Raw genomic sequence first — 19,160 nt, forward strand, 5'->3', positions numbered from 1 at the left:
CGCGCCGGATGCCGCCCGCTCAGTCGGGAGTGGTGAGCGCCATCCCCTGGTCCGGCCGTTCCCTGCCCAGCACTGCGGTGAACAGCACTGCGTACGTGGCGATCGCCGCGCTCAGCAACACCAGCACCAGGAACGGCGAGGAGACGGCCAATGCGATCGCCCAGACCGAGGCGATGCCGTACCCGGCGCCCAGCGCGGCTGGCCGCGAGACCCGGATCGCCAGCCAGTACAGGCCCAGCCCGCAGACGAGCCAGAGGGTGGCCGAACCGGCCAGCAGCAGGCGTACCTCCTTGGTCAGGACTATGTCGCCGTGGACCGCCCGGACCGTCTGCCCGAGCGCCCACCCGAGCAGCAGCAGGCCGCCGCTGAGCAGGTAGTGCAGGTAGGTGTAGGGCTGACCGCCGCGTAGCCGGTGGATCGGGATGCCCCCGCCGATGTAGCTGGCGTAGATCCACCAGATCGCCGCCGGCACGACGGAGGCCACCGCCGCGGTGATGACCATCGTCCGGTCCGGGTAGTCCGGCACCGTGGCGAGAAGATTGGCCACGATGCTGCCGAGCACGATGATGACGAACTGGCCGACCCGCTCCGGCAGGTGCCGGACGTCCACCGGCCACCGGCTCAGCCAGCGGTAGCCGACCCAGGGCGTGGCGAGCTCGACCACCGTCCCGGTGATCCAGAACACCGGCCGCAGGTGCGCGGGGACGGCCAGTGAGGTCAGCCAGATCAGCCAGCCGAACCCGAATCCGATCAGGTAGACGAGGGTGCCCGCTCGGGCCACTCCGGGGAGCGGGCGGCCCCGGAAGTAGAGCAGGAGCAGCACGCCACGGACGATCAGGTAGCCGATCGGCAGCATCGGGCCGCGGGGCACCTCGTCCACCCCGAGGGTGATCGCCCCGGCGCCGAGCAGCGAGAGCAGCATCAGCAACCGGTGTGGCAGGTCGTCCGCCTCGTACCGGGTGGCGTAGTAGGCGTGGCCCACCCAGGCCCACTGCACCACGAGGAAGAGCCCGAACGCGGCGAGCACGCTGCGCGGCCGAGGGCTCGGGTCCTCGCCGAGCCGGTCCACCACGGCCGCCAGGGCGAAGACGAAGATCACGTCGAAGAAGAGCTCGAACCAGGTCGCGTGCCGGTGGCCGGCCTCGTCGGCGACCGTCACCGGCCGACGTACGCCCAGCCTGCTGGCCAACCGGTCCCACCATGCTCCGCGGCCCTGTCGCCCCCGCATCTGCTCATGATCGCCGCACCGGCGCGGCAGCGGGGGCGAAAACGGCCGAGCTGGTCGCGATCCGGCTCACCCGGCGTGCCCCCGGGCGCGGATCGTCGGTCCGGCAGGGCAGGATGTACGCCGAGGAGGTGGCGGAGATGGCGGGGCGGATCCGGGACGAGGACATCGCGCTGGTCCGCGAGCGCACCTCCATCGCCGAGGTCATCTCGGACACGGTGACGCTCAAGTCGGCCGGCGGCGGCAACCTCAAGGGCCTCTGCCCGTTCCACGACGAGAAGAGCCCCTCGTTCAACGTCTCGCCGGCCCGCAACGTCTGGTACTGCTTCGGCTGCGGGGCCGGCGGTGACGCGATCAAGTTCCTGATGGACGCCGAGCACCTGAGCTTCGTCGAGTCCGTCGAGCGGCTCGCCGCCCGCGCCGGCATCCAGCTCCGCTACGTCGAGGACGACCGCTCGGCCCCGCGCCCCCGCCCGCAGCAGGGGCAGCGGCAGCGCCTGGTGGCCGCGCACGCCGCCGCGGTCGACTTCTACCGCGCCCAGCTCAGCACGGCCGGCGCCCGGCGGGCCCGGGAGTTCCTCGCCGAGCGGGGCTTCGACCGGGCCGCCGCCGAGCGCTACGGCTGCGGCTTCGCTCCCGACGCCTGGGACCTGCTCACCAAGCACCTGCGCCAGCAGGGCTTCACCCACGACGAGCTGGTCACCGCGGGGCTGTCCCGCCCGTCCCGTTCGGGCAGCCTGATCGACCGGTTCCGGCGCCGGCTGCTCTGGCCGATCCGCGACCTCACGGGCGACGTGATCGGCTTCGGCGCGCGGAAGCTCTTCGACGACGACGACGGCCCGAAATACCTGAACACCCCCGAGACGCCGATCTACAAGAAGTCGCACGTCCTCTACGGCATCGACCAGGCCAAGCGCGAGATCGCCAAGCAGGGCAAGGTGGTGGTGGTCGAGGGCTACACCGACGTGATGGCCTGCCACCTGGCCGGCGTGCCCACCGCCGTGGCGACCTGCGGCACCGCGTTCGGCGCCGACCACATCGGGGTGCTGCGCCGGCTGCTCATGGACACCGACGCGGTGGCCGGCGAGATCATCTTCACCTTCGACGGCGACGCGGCCGGCCAGAAGGCCGCCCTGCGCGCCTTCGAGGACGACCAGCGCTTCGTCGGTCGCACGTTCATCGCGGTCAGCCCCGACAACATGGACCCGTGCGAGCTGCGCCTGGCCAAGGGCGACCTGGCGGTCCGCGACCTGGTCGCCCGCCGCGAGCCGCTCGTCGACTTCGCGCTCCGTCACATGATCAACCGGTACGACCTGGACACCGTCGACGGCCGGGTGGAGGCGATGCGCCGGGCCGCCCCGCTCGTCGCCAAGATCAAGGACCGGGAGAAGCGCCCCGAGTACGTCCGCAAGCTCGCCGGCGACCTTGGCATGGAGATCGAGCCGGTGCAGCGCGCGGTGCTCGCCGCGGCGAACGGCCAGCCGGCCGGTGGGTCCACCGCGCCGGCCCGGCCCGCTCCGGTCGCGCCCAGTGTGGACAGTCCACGGTCGATGGTCGAGCGCGAGGCGCTGAAGCTCGCCCTCCAGGAGCCGGTGCTGGCCGGCCCGATGTTCGACGCGGTCGAGGCGGCCGAATACCGGCACCCCGTGCACGTCGCGGTCCGCGCGGCCATCGCGGCGGCCGGCGGGGCGGCGTCGGCCGCCGGCGGCGCGGTCTGGATCGAGCAGGTCCGCGACGCCTGCGAGGACCTGGCCGGCCAGGCGCTCGTCGGCGAGCTGGCCGTGGAGCCGCTGCGCATCGACGGCGAGCCCGACCCCCGGTACGTCTCGGTCACCATGGCCCACCTCCAGTGGGGCTCGGTGACCGGGCGGATCAAGGACCTCAAGTCGAAGATCCAGCGGATCAACCCGGTGAGCAACAAGGACGAGTACTTCGCCCTGTTCGGGGAACTGCTCTCGCTGGAGCAGCACGCGCGGGCGTTGCGCGAGCAGGCCGCCGGAGGGCTCTAGATGGGATTGTTCAGCCGCAAGCCGAAGCTGCCGCCGGCCGACCGGCCGCCGCTGCGCGCCGACGAGCGGGTGCTCGCCTGGGCCGCCGTCGGCAACGGCGAGGGCGACGGCGTGGTGGTGGCCAGCAACCTGGGGCTCTGGCTGCCCGGTCGGGGCGAGCGGATCGGCTGGCACGACGTCCTCAAGGCGGTCTGGTCCGGCCGCGAGCTGACCGTCACCCCCGCCGACCGGGTCGCCGAACGCGACGGCTACCTGGTGGTCGCCGACTGCCCGGCCGAGACCTACCTGCTGCTCGACCCGGGGGAGTTGCCGCACCAGGTGCGGGCCCGGGTCACCCGCTCGGTCGCGTACACGGCGCACCACCCGGTGCCCGGCGGCGCCGGCCGGATCGTCGCCCGCCGGGTGCCCGGCGCGGACGGTCTGACCTGGACGGTGCGGTACGACCCGGGCACGCCCGCCGACGACGAGGCGGTGACCGCCGAGACGGACCGGCTCGTCGCCGCCGCCCGGGCCGCCACCGCCCCCGCGAACCTCTGAGCCGTCAGCCGTTGCGGTAGTAGCGCACGGCGCCCGGGTGCAGCGGGATCGGCTGGGTGGCGGCGGCGCTCTCCCGGGTGAAGTTCGCCGCCTCCGGGTGCACCTTGATCAGCTCGCCCTGCCAGGTGAAGAGCACCCGGGTCAGGTCGTACGCGAGCTGGTCCGGCATGTCCGCGGCCACCAGGATCACGTTCGCCACCGTGATGGTCGGGGTGGGCGCCGGTGTGCCGTAGACCTCCTTGGGCAGCACGGCCGTCGTGTAGACCGTGCCGTAGCGGGCGGCCAGCGGCTCGGCCAGTTCGGTGAGCGGGAGCAGCCGGAACGCCCCGGGCGCGCTGGCGAGCAGGTCCTTGATGCCCGGGGTGGGCAGGCCGCCGGAGAAGAACATCCCGTCCAGGCTGCCCGCCCGCATCCGCTGCACGGTCTCCGGCAGCGACAGGTTGAGCCGCTGGATGTCCTTGTCCGGGTCGATCCCGCCGGCGGTGAGCAGCCGCCCGGCGATGATGTCCGTGCCGGACCGGGGCGAGCCGGTGGAGATCCGCTTGCCGCGCAGGTCGGCGAAGCTGTCGATCTTTTCGCCGGACCGGACGATGACGTGGGTGTAGTTGCTGTAGACCCGGGCCAGTGCCCGTACCGGCTGCGGCTGGCCGTCGAACGCGCCCCGGCCGCTGACCGCGTCCGCGGCCGTGTCGGCGAGGCTGAAGGCGATCTCCATGTCGCCGCCGGCCAGCCGGGTGATGTTCTCCACCGAGGCGCCGGTCGGCTCGGCCCGCGCCTCGTAGCCGGGCAGGTGCCGGCTGATGAGGTCGGCGTAGCCGCCGCCGAGCTGGTAGTAGACGCCTGTGGTGTTGCCGGTGGCCAGGAAGATCCGCCCGTCGTGCCAGGCCCGCGGCCCGGTGTCGGCCCCGCCGCAGCCCGCCAGCAGGGCGGCCAGCAGGAGCGCGGCGACCAGCCGCAGCGGGCGGCGGGTCACCGGCGGGCCGCCGGTTCCAGCGCCTCCGCCACCCGCTGCACCAGCGTCGCCGTCTCGAAGCCGATCTGGCCCAGGTCGCAGCCCGGCGCGGCGAGCACCCCGAGCAGCGCCCGCTCGCCGACCGCCATCACCAGCATCACCCCGCCGTCCATGTCGACGATCTGCTGGCGTACCCGGCCGGCGGACATCAGCCGGGCCGCGCCGACGGTCAGGCTGGCCAGTCCGCTGATCACCGCGGCGAGCTGGTCGACCTGGTCGGGCGCGAGGTCGGGGGACGCGGCGAGCCGCAGGCCGTCCTCGGACACCGCGAGGGCGTGCGACACGTCCGGCACCTGCTCGGCGAAGTTCGCCAGCAGCCAGTCGAGTCCGGCGGTCACGGGTGAGGTCATGGATTTCTCCCGGTGGGTGTGGTGTTCGGGGCACGGCGCATCGCGCTGGCCACCCCCTCGGCGAGGGCGGACAGGCGGGCGCGTACCACCTCGGGGTCGAGCAGGTCGTCCGAGGGCCGCGGTGGCGGCGCGGTGGCGGGCAGCGGCGCGGGAAGCTGCCCGCCGCGGGTGCGGCGCGGCAGTCCGGCGCCGGTGGTCTGCGGCGGCGCGGGCGGGCCGCTGGCCGGCCGGATCCGGGCGGCGCTCGGCGCCACCAGGGCGGCGCCCGGTGGGCGTACCGCGGCGACGCCCCGGACGGCGGCGGGCGGCGGCGGTCCGCCGGCCACGGGCCCGGCGAGCGCGCGTTCGCCGGCCTCGGCCGCCGTCCCGCGCTGCGGGCCGGGCGCCGGCCGGAACCCCGGGGCCGCCGGCTCGGGGGCGGTCGCGACGAGGTGCCGGGCGCCGGTGGCCGGCCGCCGTGACGCCGGGCCGGTGGCCCTGGGCCGGAACCAGGGGGCGCCGCGGCCCGCCGCCGGGCGGGCGTCGACGGCCGGCCGCCGGGTCACCGACTCGACCCGGGTCAGCACCGCCTCGGGCACCTCCACCTGGGCGACCGTGCCGTCGCCGGTGCGGTGCAGCTGCACCCGGATCCCGTGCCGGGCGGCCAGGTGCGCCACCACGTGCAGGCCCATGCTGCCGGCCGCGGCGCTGGACAGGGTGGCCGGCGCGGCGAGCCGCTCGTTGATGGTGGCCAGCCGGGTCTCGCTGATGCCGATGCCCTGGTCGTGCACCCGCAGGGTGAGCCCGTCCACGGTGCGCCGCCCGTCGACCAGCACGCGGGCGTCCGGTGGGGAGTAGACGGTGGCGTTCTCCAGCAGCTCGGCCAGCAGGTGCACCAGGTTGCCGGCCGTCGCGCCGTGCACGGCGGCGGTCGGTACGTCGATCTCCACCCGCGGGTAGTCCTCGATCTCGGAGGCGGCCGCCCGGACCACGTCGTCGAGGAGCAGCGCGCCCTCGTGCCCCCGGCCGGGCTCGCCACCGGCGAGGACCAGCAGGTTCTCCCCGTTGCGCCGCAGCCGGGCGGCGAGGTGGTCCAGGGCGAAGAGCCGGGCCAGCGCGTCCGGGTCGGTCTCCTCGCGTTCGAACTCGTCGAGCAGGCGGAGCTGGCGGGTGATCAGCGTGCGGATGCGCCGGGCCAGCGCCTCGGCCATCCGGGTCACGTCCAGCCGCAGCTCGGCCTGCTCGCCGGCGAGCCGCAGCGCGGCCTTGTTGACCGTGTCGAACGCCTCGGCCACCTGGGCCACCTCGTCCCGGTCCCGGCGGATCCCGTCGGTCAGCCGGGTGGCCGGGCCCTCGACCGGCGCGCCCTCGCCCGCGGCGATCGCGGTGATCCGCTCCGGCAGCTCCCGGTTCGCCATGGTGAGCGCCGCGACCCGCAGCCGGCGCAGCCGCCGGCTGGTCCGGACCGCCAGCAGTACGGCGGTGAGCAGCGAGCCGAGCGCCACCGTGCTGGTCGCGCCGGCGGTGAGCAGGGCCCGCTGCCGGGCGATCCGGGCCAGCGCGGCGGCGTCCCGGTCCAGCCCGTCGGAGAGTTCCCGGCCGAGCAGGTTGTAGCGGCGGATGGCGCCGCTCTGCGCCACGTACCAGGCGTCGCCGTCGGTCTTCAGCGACTCCGGCGCGCCGTCGGTGTCCAGCACGGCGTCGCGCATCCGCCGCGACGTCTCCACGTCGGCGCCGTCGACCAGCCGGTACCAGGCGGAGCTGGCCGGGCCGGCGGCGATCCGGAGGAACTCGGCCTGGCGCTGCTCGCGGGCGCCCCGGAGCCGGCCCAGCCGGGCCAGCTCGCCCCGGACCAGCGCGCCGCGGACGAACACCCCGCGCAGCAGGTCGCGTTCCAGCGCCGAGAGGTGTTCCTGGGCGGCCACGGCGGCCACCTCCCGCGCCTCGTTGGCCAGGTCGGCGTCGCGCAGTTGGGCGGGCAGCGCGTCGGCGACGGCGAGCAGCGACTCGACAAGCGTCCCGTACGCCGGGTCGCCGCTGTCCCCGCCGAGCGCCAGGTCCCGGGTGGGCGCGAGCTGGCCCAGCCGACCGTCCGCGTCGTTGAGCACCGGGGTCAGGTCCGGGGCGGCCCGCCGGGCGTCGCCGCTGGCCGCGCGGTAGCGGGCGGCCGCCGCGTCCACCCGGCGCCGCTGCGCGTCGACAAGCGGCCGGCCGGCGGTGCCGCCGCGCTGGCGCAGCGCCGCCGTCTCGCCCAGTTCCCGTTCCAGCTCGTGCACCAGCCGCACGGTGGCGGTGGCGGTGCCGGCGAGCACGCGGGCCCGGTCGGCGTCGGCGGAGGCGTCGAGCGCGGCGTCGGTCTGGGCGGCGCCGAGCACCACGAGGCCGACCGTGGCCACCAGGATGGGCGCGAGCAGTTGCACACGCACCGAGCGGAGGTGCCCGGCGCGGTCCGCGGGCCGGTGGTGCCGGCGTACGCGGGCGGGGTGGGGCAGCGGCACGGGGGTCTCCCGGTCGGTGTCGAGGGCCGGGCCCGGACGGTCGTTCCGGGCCCGGCTCGTCGGGTCAGCTCGCGCCGAGGTCCTTGAGCGCCCGGTCCGCCCCGCGGTGCAGCCCGACGGGGTCGGTCTTACGGGCGTTGGCGAGGTCGATGCCCTTGGCGGCCGGGTTGGCCTGGGCGAGCGTGTCCTTCTTCTCGAAGACCGTCTTCGTGATCACGCAGGCCACGTCGGCGTCGAGGTTGTCCCGGACCAGCAGCACGTTCGGCACCACGATGGTGGGCACGTCGGCGGGGGTCTTGTAGCTGTCCTTGCCGATGGTGCCGGCCTGGTACGCCGGGTTCAGCTCGGCCATCTTCGGCAGCAGCGGGCTGATGTCGATGAACTTCACCTTGTCGCCGGCCGTGGTGAACAGGTCGGTCACCCCGCCGGTGGGCACGCCGCCGGACCAGAAGAAGCCGTCGATGCTGCCGTCCTTCATCCCGTCGACGGTCTTGGTCAGGTCGAGCCGCTGCGCCTGGATGTCCTTGGCCGGGTCCAGCCCGGCGGCGGTGAGCAGCCGGTTGGCGATGACCTCGGTGCCGGACTTGGGTGACCCCGTGGAGATCTTCTTGCCCTTCATGCCGGCGACCGAGGTGATCCCCGAGTCGGCCCGGACGACCACCTGGGTGTAGTTGTCGTAGATCCGGGCCAGCGCCTTGACCGGCTGCGGGGAGCTGAAGCTGCCCTTGCCCTGCACGGCGTTGACCGCCGTGTCGAAGAGGGAGAACGCCACGTCGTACTGCCCGGCGACGAGTTGCTCGACGTTCTGCACCGAAGCGCCGGTCTCGGCGGCCGTGCCGGTGAGCTTGCCCCCGGTGGTCGCGGAGAGCTGGCCGGCCAGCGCGTTGCCGACCACGTAGTAGACCCCGGTGGCGTTGCCGGTGGCGATGCCGACCCGGGTGTCCTTGGTGACCTTGCAGGTGATCTCGCGGGCGGCGTCGTCCTTCGCCGCGCCGTCCTGACGGCCCCCGCATCCGGCGGCGCCGGCCGCGACCAGGGCCAGCGCCCCGACGCCCGCGGCGATCCGCACGTCGATCCGTCTCACAATTTCTCCTCCCGGTGGTCCACCAATTCAGGGACCGACGGGCCGCCGGCGCGGCCGGCGGATCCACGTCGGACGAGCACGCCCGCGACGGCCAGCGCGGCGAGCACCGCGCCGACCGCGACGGGCAGGGGTTCGAGCCAGAGCAGCACCAGCCCGGCGACCGCGCCGAGGATCCGCTCCGGCGGGCCGGCCGGCCCGACGCCGGGCAGCCAGCCGCCGGCCGCCACGGCCAGCACGGTGACACCCAGCGCGGAGACCACGCCGGCCACCGCGATGCGGCCCACCCCGCCGATGCCGAGCAGGCCGAGGCCGGCCGGCGTGATCACGAAGGCGATCGGGATGAGGTACGCGGGCAGCGCGTACCGGAGGGTCTGCCACATGGTCGGCACCAGCCGGCCGCCGGTGACCGCGGCGGCGGCCACCGCGGCGAGCGCGGTCGGCGGGGAGACCTCGGACAGCACCGCGAAGTAGAAGACGAACATGGCCGCGGCCGGGGCGGCGACGCCGAGGTGCAGCAGCGCCGGGCCGATGATCACCCAGCCGATCACGAAGGACGCGGTCACCGGCACGGCCAGCCCGAGCAGGCTGAGCGCGACGGCCGCGAGCAGCGCGGTGAGGGCGAGCACCACGGCCGGCTCGGAGCTGACCGCCTGCGCCCCGCCGACCAGCAGCGCGGCGGCCTGCGGGCCGAGGCCGGTCTTGGTGGTGGTGGCCGTGATGATGCCGGCCGCGGCGCAGACCGCGCTCACCGCGAGCACTCCGCGTACGCCGCCGCTGAGCGCCTCGACCAGCCGGGCGGGGGTGAGCCGGTGCCGGCGGTCCAGGAAGGAGAGCGCGGCGGCCAGCACGGTGGCGATCACCACGGCCCGGGTCGCCGAGGCGCCGGTGGCGAGCACCACGATGATCACGATGAGCGAGAGGAAGTGGTAGCCGAAGCGGGCCAGCAGGCGCCCGGCCGAGCCGGTGTCGATGACGACCGGGCGGACCCCGGAGCGCCGGGCGTCGATCTCGACGGAGAGCAGGATGCCCAGGTAGTAGAGGATCGTCGGCACGGTCGCCCAGCCGAGCACCTGGAGGTAGGACACGCCCAGGTACTCGGCGATGATGAAGGCCGCGGCGCCCAGCGTGGGCGGGGAGAGGATCGCGCCGACGCCCGCGGCGGCCAGCATGCCGCCGGCCCGCTCGGCCGGGTAGCCGGCGCGGCGCAGGATCGGCCAGGTCACCGCCCCGATGCTGACCGTGGTGGCCGCGCCCGAGCCGGAGACGGTGCCGAGCAGGAAACCGGAGGCGACGGCGGTCCGCCCGGCCGCGGTGCGCGAGCGGCGGAAGGCGGCGGCGGAGAGTTCGACGAAGAACCGGCCCGCCCCGGAGAGGTCCAGCACCGCGCCGTAGATGGTGAACAGCACGATGTACGAGGCGGCCACGTCGAGCGGGGTGCCGTAGAAGCCGCTGTCGGAGTTGTAGAAGGCGTCGACCAGCTGCGCGAAGTCGAGCCCGGCGTGGGCCACCGGCCAGGACTGCGGCAGCAGCCCGCCGTAGTAGCCGTAGGCCAGGAAGAGCAGGCAGACGGCGGGGAGGATCCAGCCCGTGGTGCGCCGGCACGCCTCCAGCAGCAGGAGCAGCAGCACGGTGCCCAGTGCCACGTCCAGCGGCTCCAGCAGGCCCTGCCGGTCGAGGAACGCGTCGTAGCCGCCGCCGCCCGTGCCGACGGTCACCGGCAGCACGGGGTAGAGGCAGGCGAGCAGCGCGGTGACGGCGAGCAGCCAGTCGACCGGGCTGGGGCCGCGCCGCTCCGCCGGCCCGTCGTCCGCGGGCCGGTCCTTCGGCCGCCGGCGCAGCCGCACCCCCGAGGGGTACGCCAGGAAAACCATCGGCAGCACGCCGGCGAGGAAAAAGATGAGGTAGTACTTGCTGCCCTGCGGAAGCGGGAAGAACACCTGCCAAAGGGCGAGCAGGGCGACCGCGACCGTGCCGCCGGTGAACAGCAGTCCGACCGGTCCGGACAGCACCCGGCCCGGTTTCTCGTCCTCGAACCGGGCCGCCAGTTCCCGGGTGTCGTGGTGCGCTTCGACCGGCCCGTCGTCGGCCCGGACCGGGTCGGCGGTGGCGCCCTCGTCGGGCGGGAGCGGCACCGCAGAGGTGTCCAGATCGGACGCCGCGGTTCGCGCCCCGGCGGAGCGGGGCGGCGGGGGAGTCGCGTCGGAAGGGCGAACGGGCGGCACGAGGGGGCACGATACGCGAATCGTCTACATCATGGGAACATTGCCCGGCATGATTGCATTGAGTGACCGGAATGAACGGCCAATCACTCACCGCACGCTGATTCCGAGCTGTCTTCACAATTGTTGCGCGAAAAGCGGCAACAATTTTCCGGCATTCGCCCGCAGCCGGCGGACATCCGTCCACTATGGTGAGTTAGGTCCGGTTCATCGCCAGCGCCGCCGGCTTCTCCGATGATCACCTTCCGTAGCGGGCGTCACCCTCCGTGTCCGGACGGCTGCGCCCTCGCGTTAACCGGTCGAGCCTGTCGGACCGGGCGGTTAGGGTCGGCCGGTGACCAGCACGCAACCACTCATCCAGGCGCGGGGGCTGGTGAAGCGGTTCGGCGACTTCACCGCCGTCGACGGCATCGACGTCGAGGTGCGCCCCGGCGAGGCGTTCGGCTTTCTCGGCCCCAACGGCGCCGGCAAGTCCTCCACCATGCGCATGATCGGCTGCATCTCGCCACCCTCCGGCGGGGAGCTGCGCATCCTCGGCATGGACCCGGTCCGCGACGGCCCGGCGATCCGGGCGCGGCTGGGGGTCTGCCCGCAGCTCGACAGCCTCGACCCGGAGCTGACCGTCCGGGAGAACCTCACCACCTACGCGCGCTACTTCGGCATCCCGCGCCGGGTGGCCCGTGAGCGGGCCGCCGAGCTGCTCGACTTCGTCCAGCTCACCGAGCGGGCCGAGAGCAAGGTGGAGCCGCTCTCCGGCGGCATGAAGCGGCGGTTGACCATCGCCCGCGCGCTGGTCAACAACCCCGAGATCGTGCTGCTCGACGAGCCCACCACCGGCCTCGACCCGCAGGCCCGGCACCTGGTCTGGGAGCGGCTGTTCCGGCTCAAGCAGCAGGGCGTCACGCTGGTCCTCACCACGCACTACATGGACGAGGCGGAGCAGCTCTGCGACCGGCTCGTGGTGATGGACGGCGGCCGGATCGTCGCCGAGGGCTCGCCCCGCTCGCTGATCGAGCAGCACTCCACCCGCGAGGTGGTCGAGCTGCGCTTCGCCGCCGAGTCCCAGGAGCCGTTCGCCGGCAAGCTGGGCGGGCTGGGGGAGCGGGTCGAGGTGCTGCCGGACCGCATCCTGCTCTACGTGGCCGACGGCGACGCCGCGGTGGCCGAGGTGACCGCGCGCGGCCTCGTCCCGGCCGGCGTCCTGGTCCGGCGCAGCAGCCTGGAGGACGTCTTCCTCCACCTCACCGGCCGCACCTTGATCGACTAGGGTGGCGGCGTCCAGCGTGGATGGTTGCGGGGGTGTTCGGCGATGACGGATCTGCCGCGGCGTCAGGCCGGGCTCACGGCGCTCTATCTGGGCGTGTTCGCGGCGATCTGGTTCAGCGTCCCGAAGGCCGATCCGCCGCTGCGGTCGCTGCTCGTGGTGGGCAGCGTCGGCGCGCTGCTCGCCGCGGCCGTCGGTGCCGTGCTCGTGATCCGGGCCGGGCGCCGGCCGGCCGGCGGGCGCGACCGGGCGACCGACCGTCGCTACGGGCTCGTCGTCGCCGCGGAGTTCGCCGTCGCAGTGGTCGGCGCCCTGCTCCTGGCCGCCGCCGGGCTCACCGGCTACCTCCCCGTGCTGATCTGCGCCGTCGTCGGCGTCCACTTCGTGCCGCTGGCCCCGGTGCTGAACGACCGGTTGCTGGTGCCGCTCGGGGTGGCCGTCACGCTTGTCGCGCTCGCGGGCCTGGTGGTCGACCTCGGCTCGGCGGTCCCGGCCGGCCTGGTGGTCGGCACCGGCACCGGCGCCCTGCTGCTGGCCTACGCGGTGCTCGGCCTGTTCCGCGCGCGCCGGATCGCCTGACCGACCCGCCGCACGGTGAGCCGTTTGTCCGGCCGCGGCGCGGGTAACCGCGGCCCAGCCGACAGGACGACCGCTCAGGGACAGGGCATGACCGTGACCGGAGACGAACAGTACGAGCGAGGTCTCGAAGCGCTGCGGCAGGCCGACAGCGGCGCCGGGCAGAAGCTCCTGGAGGCCCTCGCCGACGTCTCGCCCGAGCTCAGCTACCGGTCCGTCGCCTGGTCCTACGGCGACCTCTACGTCCGCCCCGAACTGGCGCGCCGCGACCGCGAGCTGATGTGCCTCGGCGTGCTCACCGCCCTGGGCGACACCGGGGCCCAGCTCGAGGTGCACGTCAACGGCGCGCTCAACGCCGGCCTGACACCCTCCGAGATCGTCGAGGCGCTGTTGCAGGCGGTGGTCTACTGCGGCGTCCCGCGGGCGGTCAACGCCACCCTCGTCGCCAAGAAGGTCTTCGCCGAACGCAACCTGCTCCCCGTCCGCCCCACCCCGGCCGACTGACCCGGCCGAGGGAGAACCCGGCAGCGCCGACGACCAGCAGCCGACGGCACCCCGTCGATCAAGAGGTTCGCGTCGCCCTCCACGCGAATCCCGACGCAGACCTCTTGGTCAACACCAGGGGTCGAGGGCTGGTCGTCATCGCGCCCGCGCCCAGGTGATGAAGCGGTCGGCCAGCCGTTGTGGCGTGTGCCGCCCGTGCGCGTCGGTGAGGTCCGCCGTCGCCTCGCACAGCAGCGTGCCGAGGTGCACGAGCAGCGCGATCCGGTCCTCGCGATACTCCCCGAGCAGCGCCAGCCGCGCCGGCGAGCACGGCCACGGGGCCCCGCAGGCCCGGCAGCGCCAGGAGGGTCGCGCCGCGACGTGCGGGCGGTAGCGGGGCATCAGCGCCCGCCCTCCTCGCCGCCGCGCGGCCTCGGACGCCAGAACGTGGGTCGCATGAGATGGGGCCTCCGTCGTGGGAAGGGGGTGCCCGCGCACCTCGTCGTGCGCGGGCACCCCCGGCCTGGTTCCGCCCGCCGTCGGAGTGCCCGTGAGCGGTTCCGCTGCGTGACAGTCTGGTGACCGGACGACTACGGTGGGAGATCCCCCGCGCCGACGACCAGGGCGTACGGCGGCCGGCCCGGAGCGGTACGAGGATGTACGGAGGCTGTCCGTGGACCGTTCGTCCATGCTGGACCACTTCGCCGAGGAGCTGCGGCTCGCCCGGGCCGCCGGTGGCCTGTCCCAGAGCGCGCTGGCCGAGGCCCTGAGCTACTCGGGCGCGCTGGTGGCCAAGGTGGAGACCTGCGAGCGCCGGCCGGGCCTCGACTTCGCCCGCCGGTGCGACACGGTGTTCGGCACGGACGGGCGGTTCGAACGGATCCAGCGGCGGATCAGCCAGGAGACGGTGGTGCCGTGGTTCCGCGACTGGGCGGGCATCGAGCTGGAGGCCACGGCGCTGCGGTGGTTCGAGCCGCTCTACGTGCCGGGCCTGTTGCAGACGGAGGGCTATGCCCGCGCCGTGCTGGCCGGGGCCGGGCTGTTCGCGGCGAACGAGATCGACCAGCAGGTGACCGCGCGGCTCGACCGTCAGAGCGTCCTCACCCGCGACCGGCCACCGTTGCTCACCGCCGTCCTCGACGAGTACGTGCTGCGCCGCCGGGTCGGCGGCCCGGAGGTGATGCGCGAGCAGTTGGCCCACCTGGTCAAGCTCGGTCGCGCGCTGACGCGGGTCCGAATCCAGGTCGTGCCGCTCTCCGCCGGGGCCTACGCTGGGCTCGACGGCCCCTTCGTGATCGCCACCTCACCCGGCCGGGAGGATGTCGTCTACCTGGAGGGACAGCGCCACGGCCAGGTGGTGGACCGCGCCGAGTTCGTGCAGCAGATGGTCGAGGTGTGGGAGTCGATCCGCGGCGAGGCACTGTCGCACCAGCAGTCCCTGGAGTTGATCTCGGAAGTGGCGGAGACATGGACCTGACCGGCGCCGAGTGGCGCAAGAGCACCCGCAGCAACGGCAGCGGCGGCGCCTGTGTGGAGGTGGCCGGGAACCTTTCCGGCGTGGTCGCCGTACGCGATTCCAAGGACCCGACCGGCCCGGTGCTGGCGTTCGCGCCGGAGGCGTGGCGCGCGTTCGTCACGCGGGTCGCCGGCCGGCCGTAGCGGCCCGGCCCAGCCCACGAGCCGCGGAAACCCCGGCGACACCGTCCGTCGCCCGTCGTAGGGTGACCGGCGGCCTGACGTACCCGAGCGGTAGGAAGGGCGACGTGGGCGGAGGACGGGGGTGGTCCAGGTGACCGTGGCGGAACGGGCGGGTCCGGGGCTGCCCCGCGTGCCGGCGTTGGCGGTGCTCTCCCACCACCTGGTCGGCTACCGCCGGACCTGGCGGGCGGGCGTCTTCTCGTCCTTCCTGCTGCCGACGCTCACCGTGCTCGGCTTCGGCGTCGGGGTCGGCGCTTACGTGGACCAGGGCGTGGGCGGGGTGACCTACCTGGACTGGCTGGTGCCCGGCCTCATCGCCTCCACCGCCTTCCAGGTCGCCGTCGGCGAGTCGACCTGGCCGGTGCTCAGCAACTTCCGGTGGATCCGCACCTACCACGCACAGGTCGCGGCGCCGCTGCGGATCGGCGACATCCTCGGCGGCCACCTCGCCTTCGTGCTGTTCCGGGTGCTCACCAGCACGGCGGCGTTCCTGCTGGTGACGGCGCTGTTCGGGGCGCTGCGCTCGCCCTGGGCGCTGACCGTCCTGCCGGTGAGCCTGCTGCTGGGGCTGGCGGTGGCCGCGCCGGTCTTCGCGTTCGCCGCGGCGGTGCCGGGCGACAGCTACCTGGCCCTGCTGTTCCGGTTCGCGGTGATCCCGATGACCCTCTTCGCGGGGGTGTTCTTCCCGGTCGGTTCGCTGCCCGACGGCCTGCGCCAGTTCGCCTACGCCACCCCGCTCTGGCACGGGGTGGACCTGTGCCGGGCCGCCACCCTGGGTGTCGCTCCGGAGTGGTCGGTCACCGGTCACCTGCTCTACCTCGCCGTCTGGGCCGGCGTCGGCTGGTGGCTGGCCCGGCGCGTGTTCCACCGTCAGCTCGTCGTCTAGGGGAGGGGTGTCGTGGTCAATCTCGTCCTGCCCCGGCTGGTCAGCTTCGAGGGCGCGCCGCGCCGCTCGGCCTCGGTGGCCGAGCGCAACCTCACGGCGCTGCGCAGCGCGTACTGGCTGGTGCTGCTTTCCGGTTTCCTGGAGCCGGTGCTCTACCTCTTCTCGATCGGCGTCGGGGTGGGCACGCTGGTCGGCGACCTGCCCCTGCCCGGCGGTCAGGTGGTGTCCTACGCGGCGTTCGTGGCCCCGGCCATGCTCGCGTCGTCGGCCATGAGCGGGGCGCTGGCCGAGACCACCTTCAACTTCTTCGGGAAGATGAAGTACATGAAGCTGTACGACGGGGTCATCGCGACCCCGGTGCAGCCGTTCGAGATCGCCCTCGGCGAGCTGGGCTGGGCGATGATCCGGGGCGCTCTCTACTCGGCCGCGTTCCTGGTGCTGATGGTGACGATGGACCTGACCAGCGCGGGCCGGGCCCTCGCCGCGTTCCCGGCGGCGGTGCTCGTCGGCTTCGCGTTCGGCGCGCTCGGCATGACGGTCTCCACGCTGATGCGCAGCTGGCAGGATTTCGACCTGATGGGGTCGGCCCAGTTCACCCTCTTCCTCTTCTCCGGCACGTTCGTCCCGGCCGAGGCATATCCGGCGGTGCTGCGCTGGGTGGTCGAGGTGACCCCGCTCTACCGGTCGGTGCACCTGATCCGGGGCATCTGCGTGGGCGGGTCCGGCTGGTCCGGGCTGCTCGACGTGGCCTACCTCGTGGCGCTGACCGTCGTGATGCTCGCGCTGGCCTCCCGGCGGATGAGCAGGTTGTTGTACAAGTAGGTGGTTAACCGGCCCTCCCGCCGGGGCATGTCGTGGGACGACACCGACGACGAGGGAGGGGCGATGGCCGCCGACGAGTCTTCCGCCCGGCACGGGCGCGACCGGACCGGGCCGGTCGGCCCCAACGAGGGGCCGGACAGCCCCACCGACCTGCCGGGCACTGGTTGGGTGGCGACGCTCAAGCGCACGGTCCGCGAGTTCCAGGACGACAGCCTGACCGACTGGGCGGCCGCCCTCACCTACTACGGGGTGCTGTCGATCTTCCCCGGCCTGCTGGTGCTGATCTCCGTGCTCGGCCTGCTCGGTGAGAAGGCCACCGAAGGGGTCAAGGACACCGTGGGTCAGGCGGTGCCGGAGGGCAACATCCAGAAGATTATCGAGGATGCCATCGACCAGGCCGGCACCTCGGGCGGGCTGGCCAGCATCGCGGCGATCATCGGTCTGCTGGCGGCGTTCTGGTCGGCGTCGGGCTACATCGCCGCCTTCATGCGCGCCTCGAACAGCATCTACGACGTGCCGGAGGGCCGGCCGATCTGGAAGACCCTGCCGATCCGGCTCGGCGTGACCGCGGTGATCGGCGTGATGCTGTTGATCAGTGCGGTGATCGTGGTCTTCACCGGTGGCCTCGCCGAGCAGGCGGGCAACGCCATCGGGCTCGGCTCGACCGCCGTCACGGTCTGGAACATCGTTAAGTGGCCGGTGCTGCTGGTGCTGGTCAGCCTGATGTTCGCGATCCTCTACTGGGCCTCGCCGAACGCCCGGCACGGCGGCTTCCGCTGGGTCAGCCCCGGCGGGATCCTGGCGGTGGTCATCTGGCTGGTGGTCTCCGGCCTCTTCGCCCTGTACGTCAGCAACTTCGGCTCGTACAACAAGACCTACGGCGCCGTGGCCGGTGTGATCGTCTTCCTGGTCTGGCTCTGGCTCAGCAACATCGCCATCCTGCTGGGCGCGGAGTTCGACGCCGAGCTGGAGCGCAGCCGCGCCATCGCGGCCGGGCACCCGGCCGACGAGGAGCCGTACGTCGAGCTGCGCGACGACCGCAAGCTGAAGAAGAAGCGCAACGCGGCCACCCGCCGCTGACCGCCTCGTTCCACCCCCGCCGCCCCCGTCGCGCTGTCCGCGCCCGGGGCGGCGGCGTGTTCCGGACCGCTCACCTCGGCCGAGTTTCCATGATCCAATACTTGCTTTTGCTCAGATGGACAAAAGTTTGGCCCGGATGTGCCGAAGCTATGGACACGTGACCCGGAAGGCTCCTACTGTGTCGGACACGACACATCGCCGTTGCGTCGATGTGAACGACTCCGATGCGGAGGTGAGTCCCGGTGCGGACGGTCGACCCCCTGCACGTACAGCTCCTGCGAACGCTCCGGGACGAGGGAGCCGTCTCCCGGGCCGAGCTCGGCGACCGGCTCCAGATGCCCCGCCCGCGCCTCCTCGCCGAGCTGGAACGCCTGGTCAACCTCGGTTACGTGGCCGAGGCCGGCCTGGCCGCCTCCCGGGGCGGGCGCCGCTCCACCCTGGTCGAGCTGAGCCCGCACCTGCGCTTCGCCGCCGTCGACCTGGGCGCCAGCTCGATCGACGTCGAGGTGGTGAACGGCCGGCTGGAGCCGGTGGCCGCCTACACCGAGCCCGCCGACATCCGGTCCGGCCCGAAGGTGACCCTCCAGCGGGTCAACGAGCTGCTGCACAAGGCCAGGGTGGACGGCGCGTACGAGCGGCTCGACGCCATCGGCATCGGCGTTCCCGGCCCGGTCAGCTTCCGGGACGGCGTCCCGGTCTCCCCGCCGATCATGCCGGGCTGGGACCGCTTCCCGGTCCGTGAGCTGCTCACCCGCGAGCACGGCTGCCCGGCGGTGGTCGACAACGACGTCAACATCATGGCGATCGGCGAGCGGCACGGCGGCGTCGCCCACTCGGTGGACGACTTCCTCTTCATCAAGATCGGCACCGGCATCGGCTGCGGCATCTACCTCAACGGCGAGGTCTACCGGGGCACCGACGGATGTGCCGGCGACATCGGCCACATCCAGGTCGACCCGAACGGTCCGATGTGCTCCTGCGGCAACCTCGGCTGCCTGGAGGCGGTGTTCAGCGGGGCCGCGCTGGCCCGGGCGGCCACCGCCGCGGCCCGCGCCGAGGTGTCGCCCGCGCTCGCCGAGCGGCTCGCCGCCCGGGGCGTGGTGACCGCGCTGGACGTGGCGCAGGGGGCGGTCGAGGGGGACGTCACCTGCATCCAGCTCATCCGCGACGGCGGCCGGCGGGTCGGCAGCGTGCTGGCCGGCCTGGTCAGCTTCACCAACCCGTCGATGATCGTGATCGGTGGCGGGCTCGCGCAGCTCGGCCACATCCTGCTCGCCGAGATCCGCAGCGTGGTCTACCGCCGCTCGCTGCCGCTGGCCACCGGCAACCTGCCGGTCGTCCTCTCCGAGCTGGGTCCCCGCGCCGGCGTCGCCGGCGCCGCGGTGCTCGCCAGCGACCTCGCCTTCGGCGAAGCCGCATGACTCACAGCGAGGAGGCC

The 19,160-nt window shown here is 73.6% G+C and carries 18 protein-coding genes; 11 read left to right on the forward strand and 7 right to left on the reverse strand.

Translation table 11 applies throughout. From position 1 onward, the window contains the following. Window positions 1-19: 19 nt before the first annotated feature. A complete protein-coding gene (locus tag NLX85_RS21005; RefSeq protein ID WP_254337705.1) occupies window positions 20-1,189 on the reverse strand; it encodes a low temperature requirement protein A in 1,170 nt (389 codons plus the stop codon). A 152-nt stretch (window positions 1,190-1,341) separates the two neighbouring features. On the opposite strand from NLX85_RS21005, the gene dnaG reads away from it, so the two are divergent. Both dnaG and NLX85_RS21015 read left to right on the forward strand, forming a co-directional pair. Then, window positions 1,342-3,234, forward strand: a complete 1,893-nt coding sequence (gene dnaG / locus NLX85_RS21010) for a DNA primase (protein WP_254337707.1) — start codon at window positions 1,342-1,344, stop codon at window positions 3,232-3,234. Further along, window positions 3,235-3,771 (forward strand): hypothetical protein, encoded by a 537-nt coding sequence (locus tag NLX85_RS21015; protein ID WP_254337709.1) that lies wholly within the window; start codon window positions 3,235-3,237, stop codon window positions 3,769-3,771. It begins immediately after the preceding gene. A 4-nt stretch (window positions 3,772-3,775) separates the two neighbouring features. Here NLX85_RS21015 and NLX85_RS21020 read toward each other — a convergent pair whose 3' ends face one another. The 5 genes from NLX85_RS21020 to NLX85_RS21040 form a co-directional block, all read right to left on the reverse strand. Beyond that, window positions 3,776-4,744, reverse strand: a complete 969-nt coding sequence (locus NLX85_RS21020; protein WP_254337711.1) for a TAXI family TRAP transporter solute-binding subunit — start codon at window positions 4,742-4,744, stop codon at window positions 3,776-3,778. Further along, the gene (locus NLX85_RS21025) at window positions 4,741-5,133 is read right to left on the reverse strand and encodes a roadblock/LC7 domain-containing protein (protein WP_254337713.1); all 393 of its coding nucleotides are present in this window, start codon (window positions 5,131-5,133) and stop codon (window positions 4,741-4,743) included. Before NLX85_RS21025 ends, NLX85_RS21020 begins: the two co-directional genes overlap by 4 nt. After that, window positions 5,130-7,610: a nitrate- and nitrite sensing domain-containing protein gene (locus NLX85_RS21030; RefSeq protein WP_254337715.1), complete on the reverse strand. Its 2,481-nt coding sequence runs from the start codon at window positions 7,608-7,610 to the stop codon at window positions 5,130-5,132. Before NLX85_RS21030 ends, NLX85_RS21025 begins: the two co-directional genes overlap by 4 nt. 64 nt (window positions 7,611-7,674) lie before the next feature. Further along, entirely contained in the window at window positions 7,675-8,694 is a 1,020-nt protein-coding gene (locus NLX85_RS21035) for a TAXI family TRAP transporter solute-binding subunit (protein WP_254337717.1), read from the reverse strand. Beyond that, window positions 8,691-10,826, reverse strand: a complete 2,136-nt coding sequence (locus tag NLX85_RS21040) for a TRAP transporter permease (RefSeq protein ID WP_374628151.1) — start codon at window positions 10,824-10,826, stop codon at window positions 8,691-8,693. Before NLX85_RS21040 ends, NLX85_RS21035 begins: the two co-directional genes overlap by 4 nt. A gap of 421 nt (window positions 10,827-11,247) precedes the next feature. Between NLX85_RS21040 and NLX85_RS21045 the strand changes: the two genes are divergently transcribed. From NLX85_RS21045 to NLX85_RS21055, 3 genes are all read left to right on the forward strand, one after another. Further along, window positions 11,248-12,180, forward strand: a complete 933-nt coding sequence (locus tag NLX85_RS21045; RefSeq protein WP_254337719.1) for an ABC transporter ATP-binding protein — start codon at window positions 11,248-11,250, stop codon at window positions 12,178-12,180. Window positions 12,181-12,222: 42 nt separating this feature from the next. After that, window positions 12,223-12,756, forward strand: coding sequence for a hypothetical protein (locus NLX85_RS21050; RefSeq protein ID WP_254337720.1), 534 nt, complete (start codon window positions 12,223-12,225; stop codon window positions 12,754-12,756). A gap of 87 nt (window positions 12,757-12,843) precedes the next feature. Beyond that, complete coding sequence (locus NLX85_RS21055) at window positions 12,844-13,257, forward strand: carboxymuconolactone decarboxylase family protein (RefSeq protein ID WP_254337722.1); 414 nt, start codon at window positions 12,844-12,846, stop codon at window positions 13,255-13,257. 135 nt (window positions 13,258-13,392) lie between these two features. On the opposite strand, the gene NLX85_RS21060 is transcribed toward NLX85_RS21055, so the two are convergent. Next, window positions 13,393-13,638, reverse strand: a complete 246-nt coding sequence (locus tag NLX85_RS21060; RefSeq protein WP_254337724.1) for a flavin reductase — start codon at window positions 13,636-13,638, stop codon at window positions 13,393-13,395. Window positions 13,639-13,909: 271 nt separating this feature from the next. Between NLX85_RS21060 and NLX85_RS21065 the strand changes: the two genes are divergently transcribed. From NLX85_RS21065 to NLX85_RS21090, 6 genes are all read left to right on the forward strand, one after another. After that, a complete protein-coding gene (locus tag NLX85_RS21065) occupies window positions 13,910-14,713 on the forward strand; it encodes a helix-turn-helix transcriptional regulator (RefSeq protein ID WP_254337726.1) in 804 nt (267 codons plus the stop codon). After that, window positions 14,704-14,895: a DUF397 domain-containing protein gene (locus NLX85_RS21070; RefSeq protein WP_254337728.1), complete on the forward strand. Its 192-nt coding sequence runs from the start codon at window positions 14,704-14,706 to the stop codon at window positions 14,893-14,895. The genes NLX85_RS21065 and NLX85_RS21070 overlap by 10 nt, the downstream gene beginning before the upstream one ends. A gap of 130 nt (window positions 14,896-15,025) precedes the next feature. Continuing rightward, entirely contained in the window at window positions 15,026-15,820 is a 795-nt protein-coding gene (locus NLX85_RS21075; protein WP_374628311.1) for an ABC transporter permease, read from the forward strand. 12 nt (window positions 15,821-15,832) lie between these two features. Continuing rightward, on the forward strand, window positions 15,833-16,642 hold the full coding sequence (locus NLX85_RS21080) for an ABC transporter permease (protein WP_254337732.1): 810 nt from the start codon (window positions 15,833-15,835) through the stop codon (window positions 16,640-16,642). 63 nt (window positions 16,643-16,705) lie between these two features. Then, complete coding sequence (locus NLX85_RS21085; RefSeq protein ID WP_254337733.1) at window positions 16,706-17,722, forward strand: YihY/virulence factor BrkB family protein; 1,017 nt, start codon at window positions 16,706-16,708, stop codon at window positions 17,720-17,722. A gap of 242 nt (window positions 17,723-17,964) precedes the next feature. Next, the gene (locus NLX85_RS21090) at window positions 17,965-19,143 is read left to right on the forward strand and encodes an ROK family transcriptional regulator (RefSeq protein ID WP_254337735.1); all 1,179 of its coding nucleotides are present in this window, start codon (window positions 17,965-17,967) and stop codon (window positions 19,141-19,143) included. Window positions 19,144-19,160: the final 17 nt, after the last annotated feature.

Origin of the sequence: Micromonospora sp. A3M-1-15 (assembly GCF_024213425.1) — a bacterium.
In the GTDB taxonomy this organism is placed as follows: domain Bacteria; phylum Actinomycetota; class Actinomycetes; order Mycobacteriales; family Micromonosporaceae; genus Micromonospora; species Micromonospora chersina.

Coding starts and splice junctions, on each gene's coding strand:
- NLX85_RS21060 (WP_254337724.1), bottom strand. CDS start 13,638: ATGCCCCGCTACCGCCCGCACGTCGCGGCGCGACCCTCCTGGCGCTGC.
- NLX85_RS21070 (WP_254337728.1), top strand. CDS start 14,704: ATGGACCTGACCGGCGCCGAGTGGCGCAAGAGCACCCGCAGCAACGGC.
- NLX85_RS21050 (WP_254337720.1), top strand. CDS start 12,223: ATGACGGATCTGCCGCGGCGTCAGGCCGGGCTCACGGCGCTCTATCTG.
- dnaG (WP_254337707.1), top strand. CDS start 1,342: ATGTACGCCGAGGAGGTGGCGGAGATGGCGGGGCGGATCCGGGACGAG.
- NLX85_RS21015 (WP_254337709.1), top strand. CDS start 3,235: ATGGGATTGTTCAGCCGCAAGCCGAAGCTGCCGCCGGCCGACCGGCCG.
- NLX85_RS21085 (WP_254337733.1), top strand. CDS start 16,706: ATGGCCGCCGACGAGTCTTCCGCCCGGCACGGGCGCGACCGGACCGGG.
- NLX85_RS21055 (WP_254337722.1), top strand. CDS start 12,844: ATGACCGTGACCGGAGACGAACAGTACGAGCGAGGTCTCGAAGCGCTG.
- NLX85_RS21025 (WP_254337713.1), bottom strand. CDS start 5,133: ATGACCTCACCCGTGACCGCCGGACTCGACTGGCTGCTGGCGAACTTC.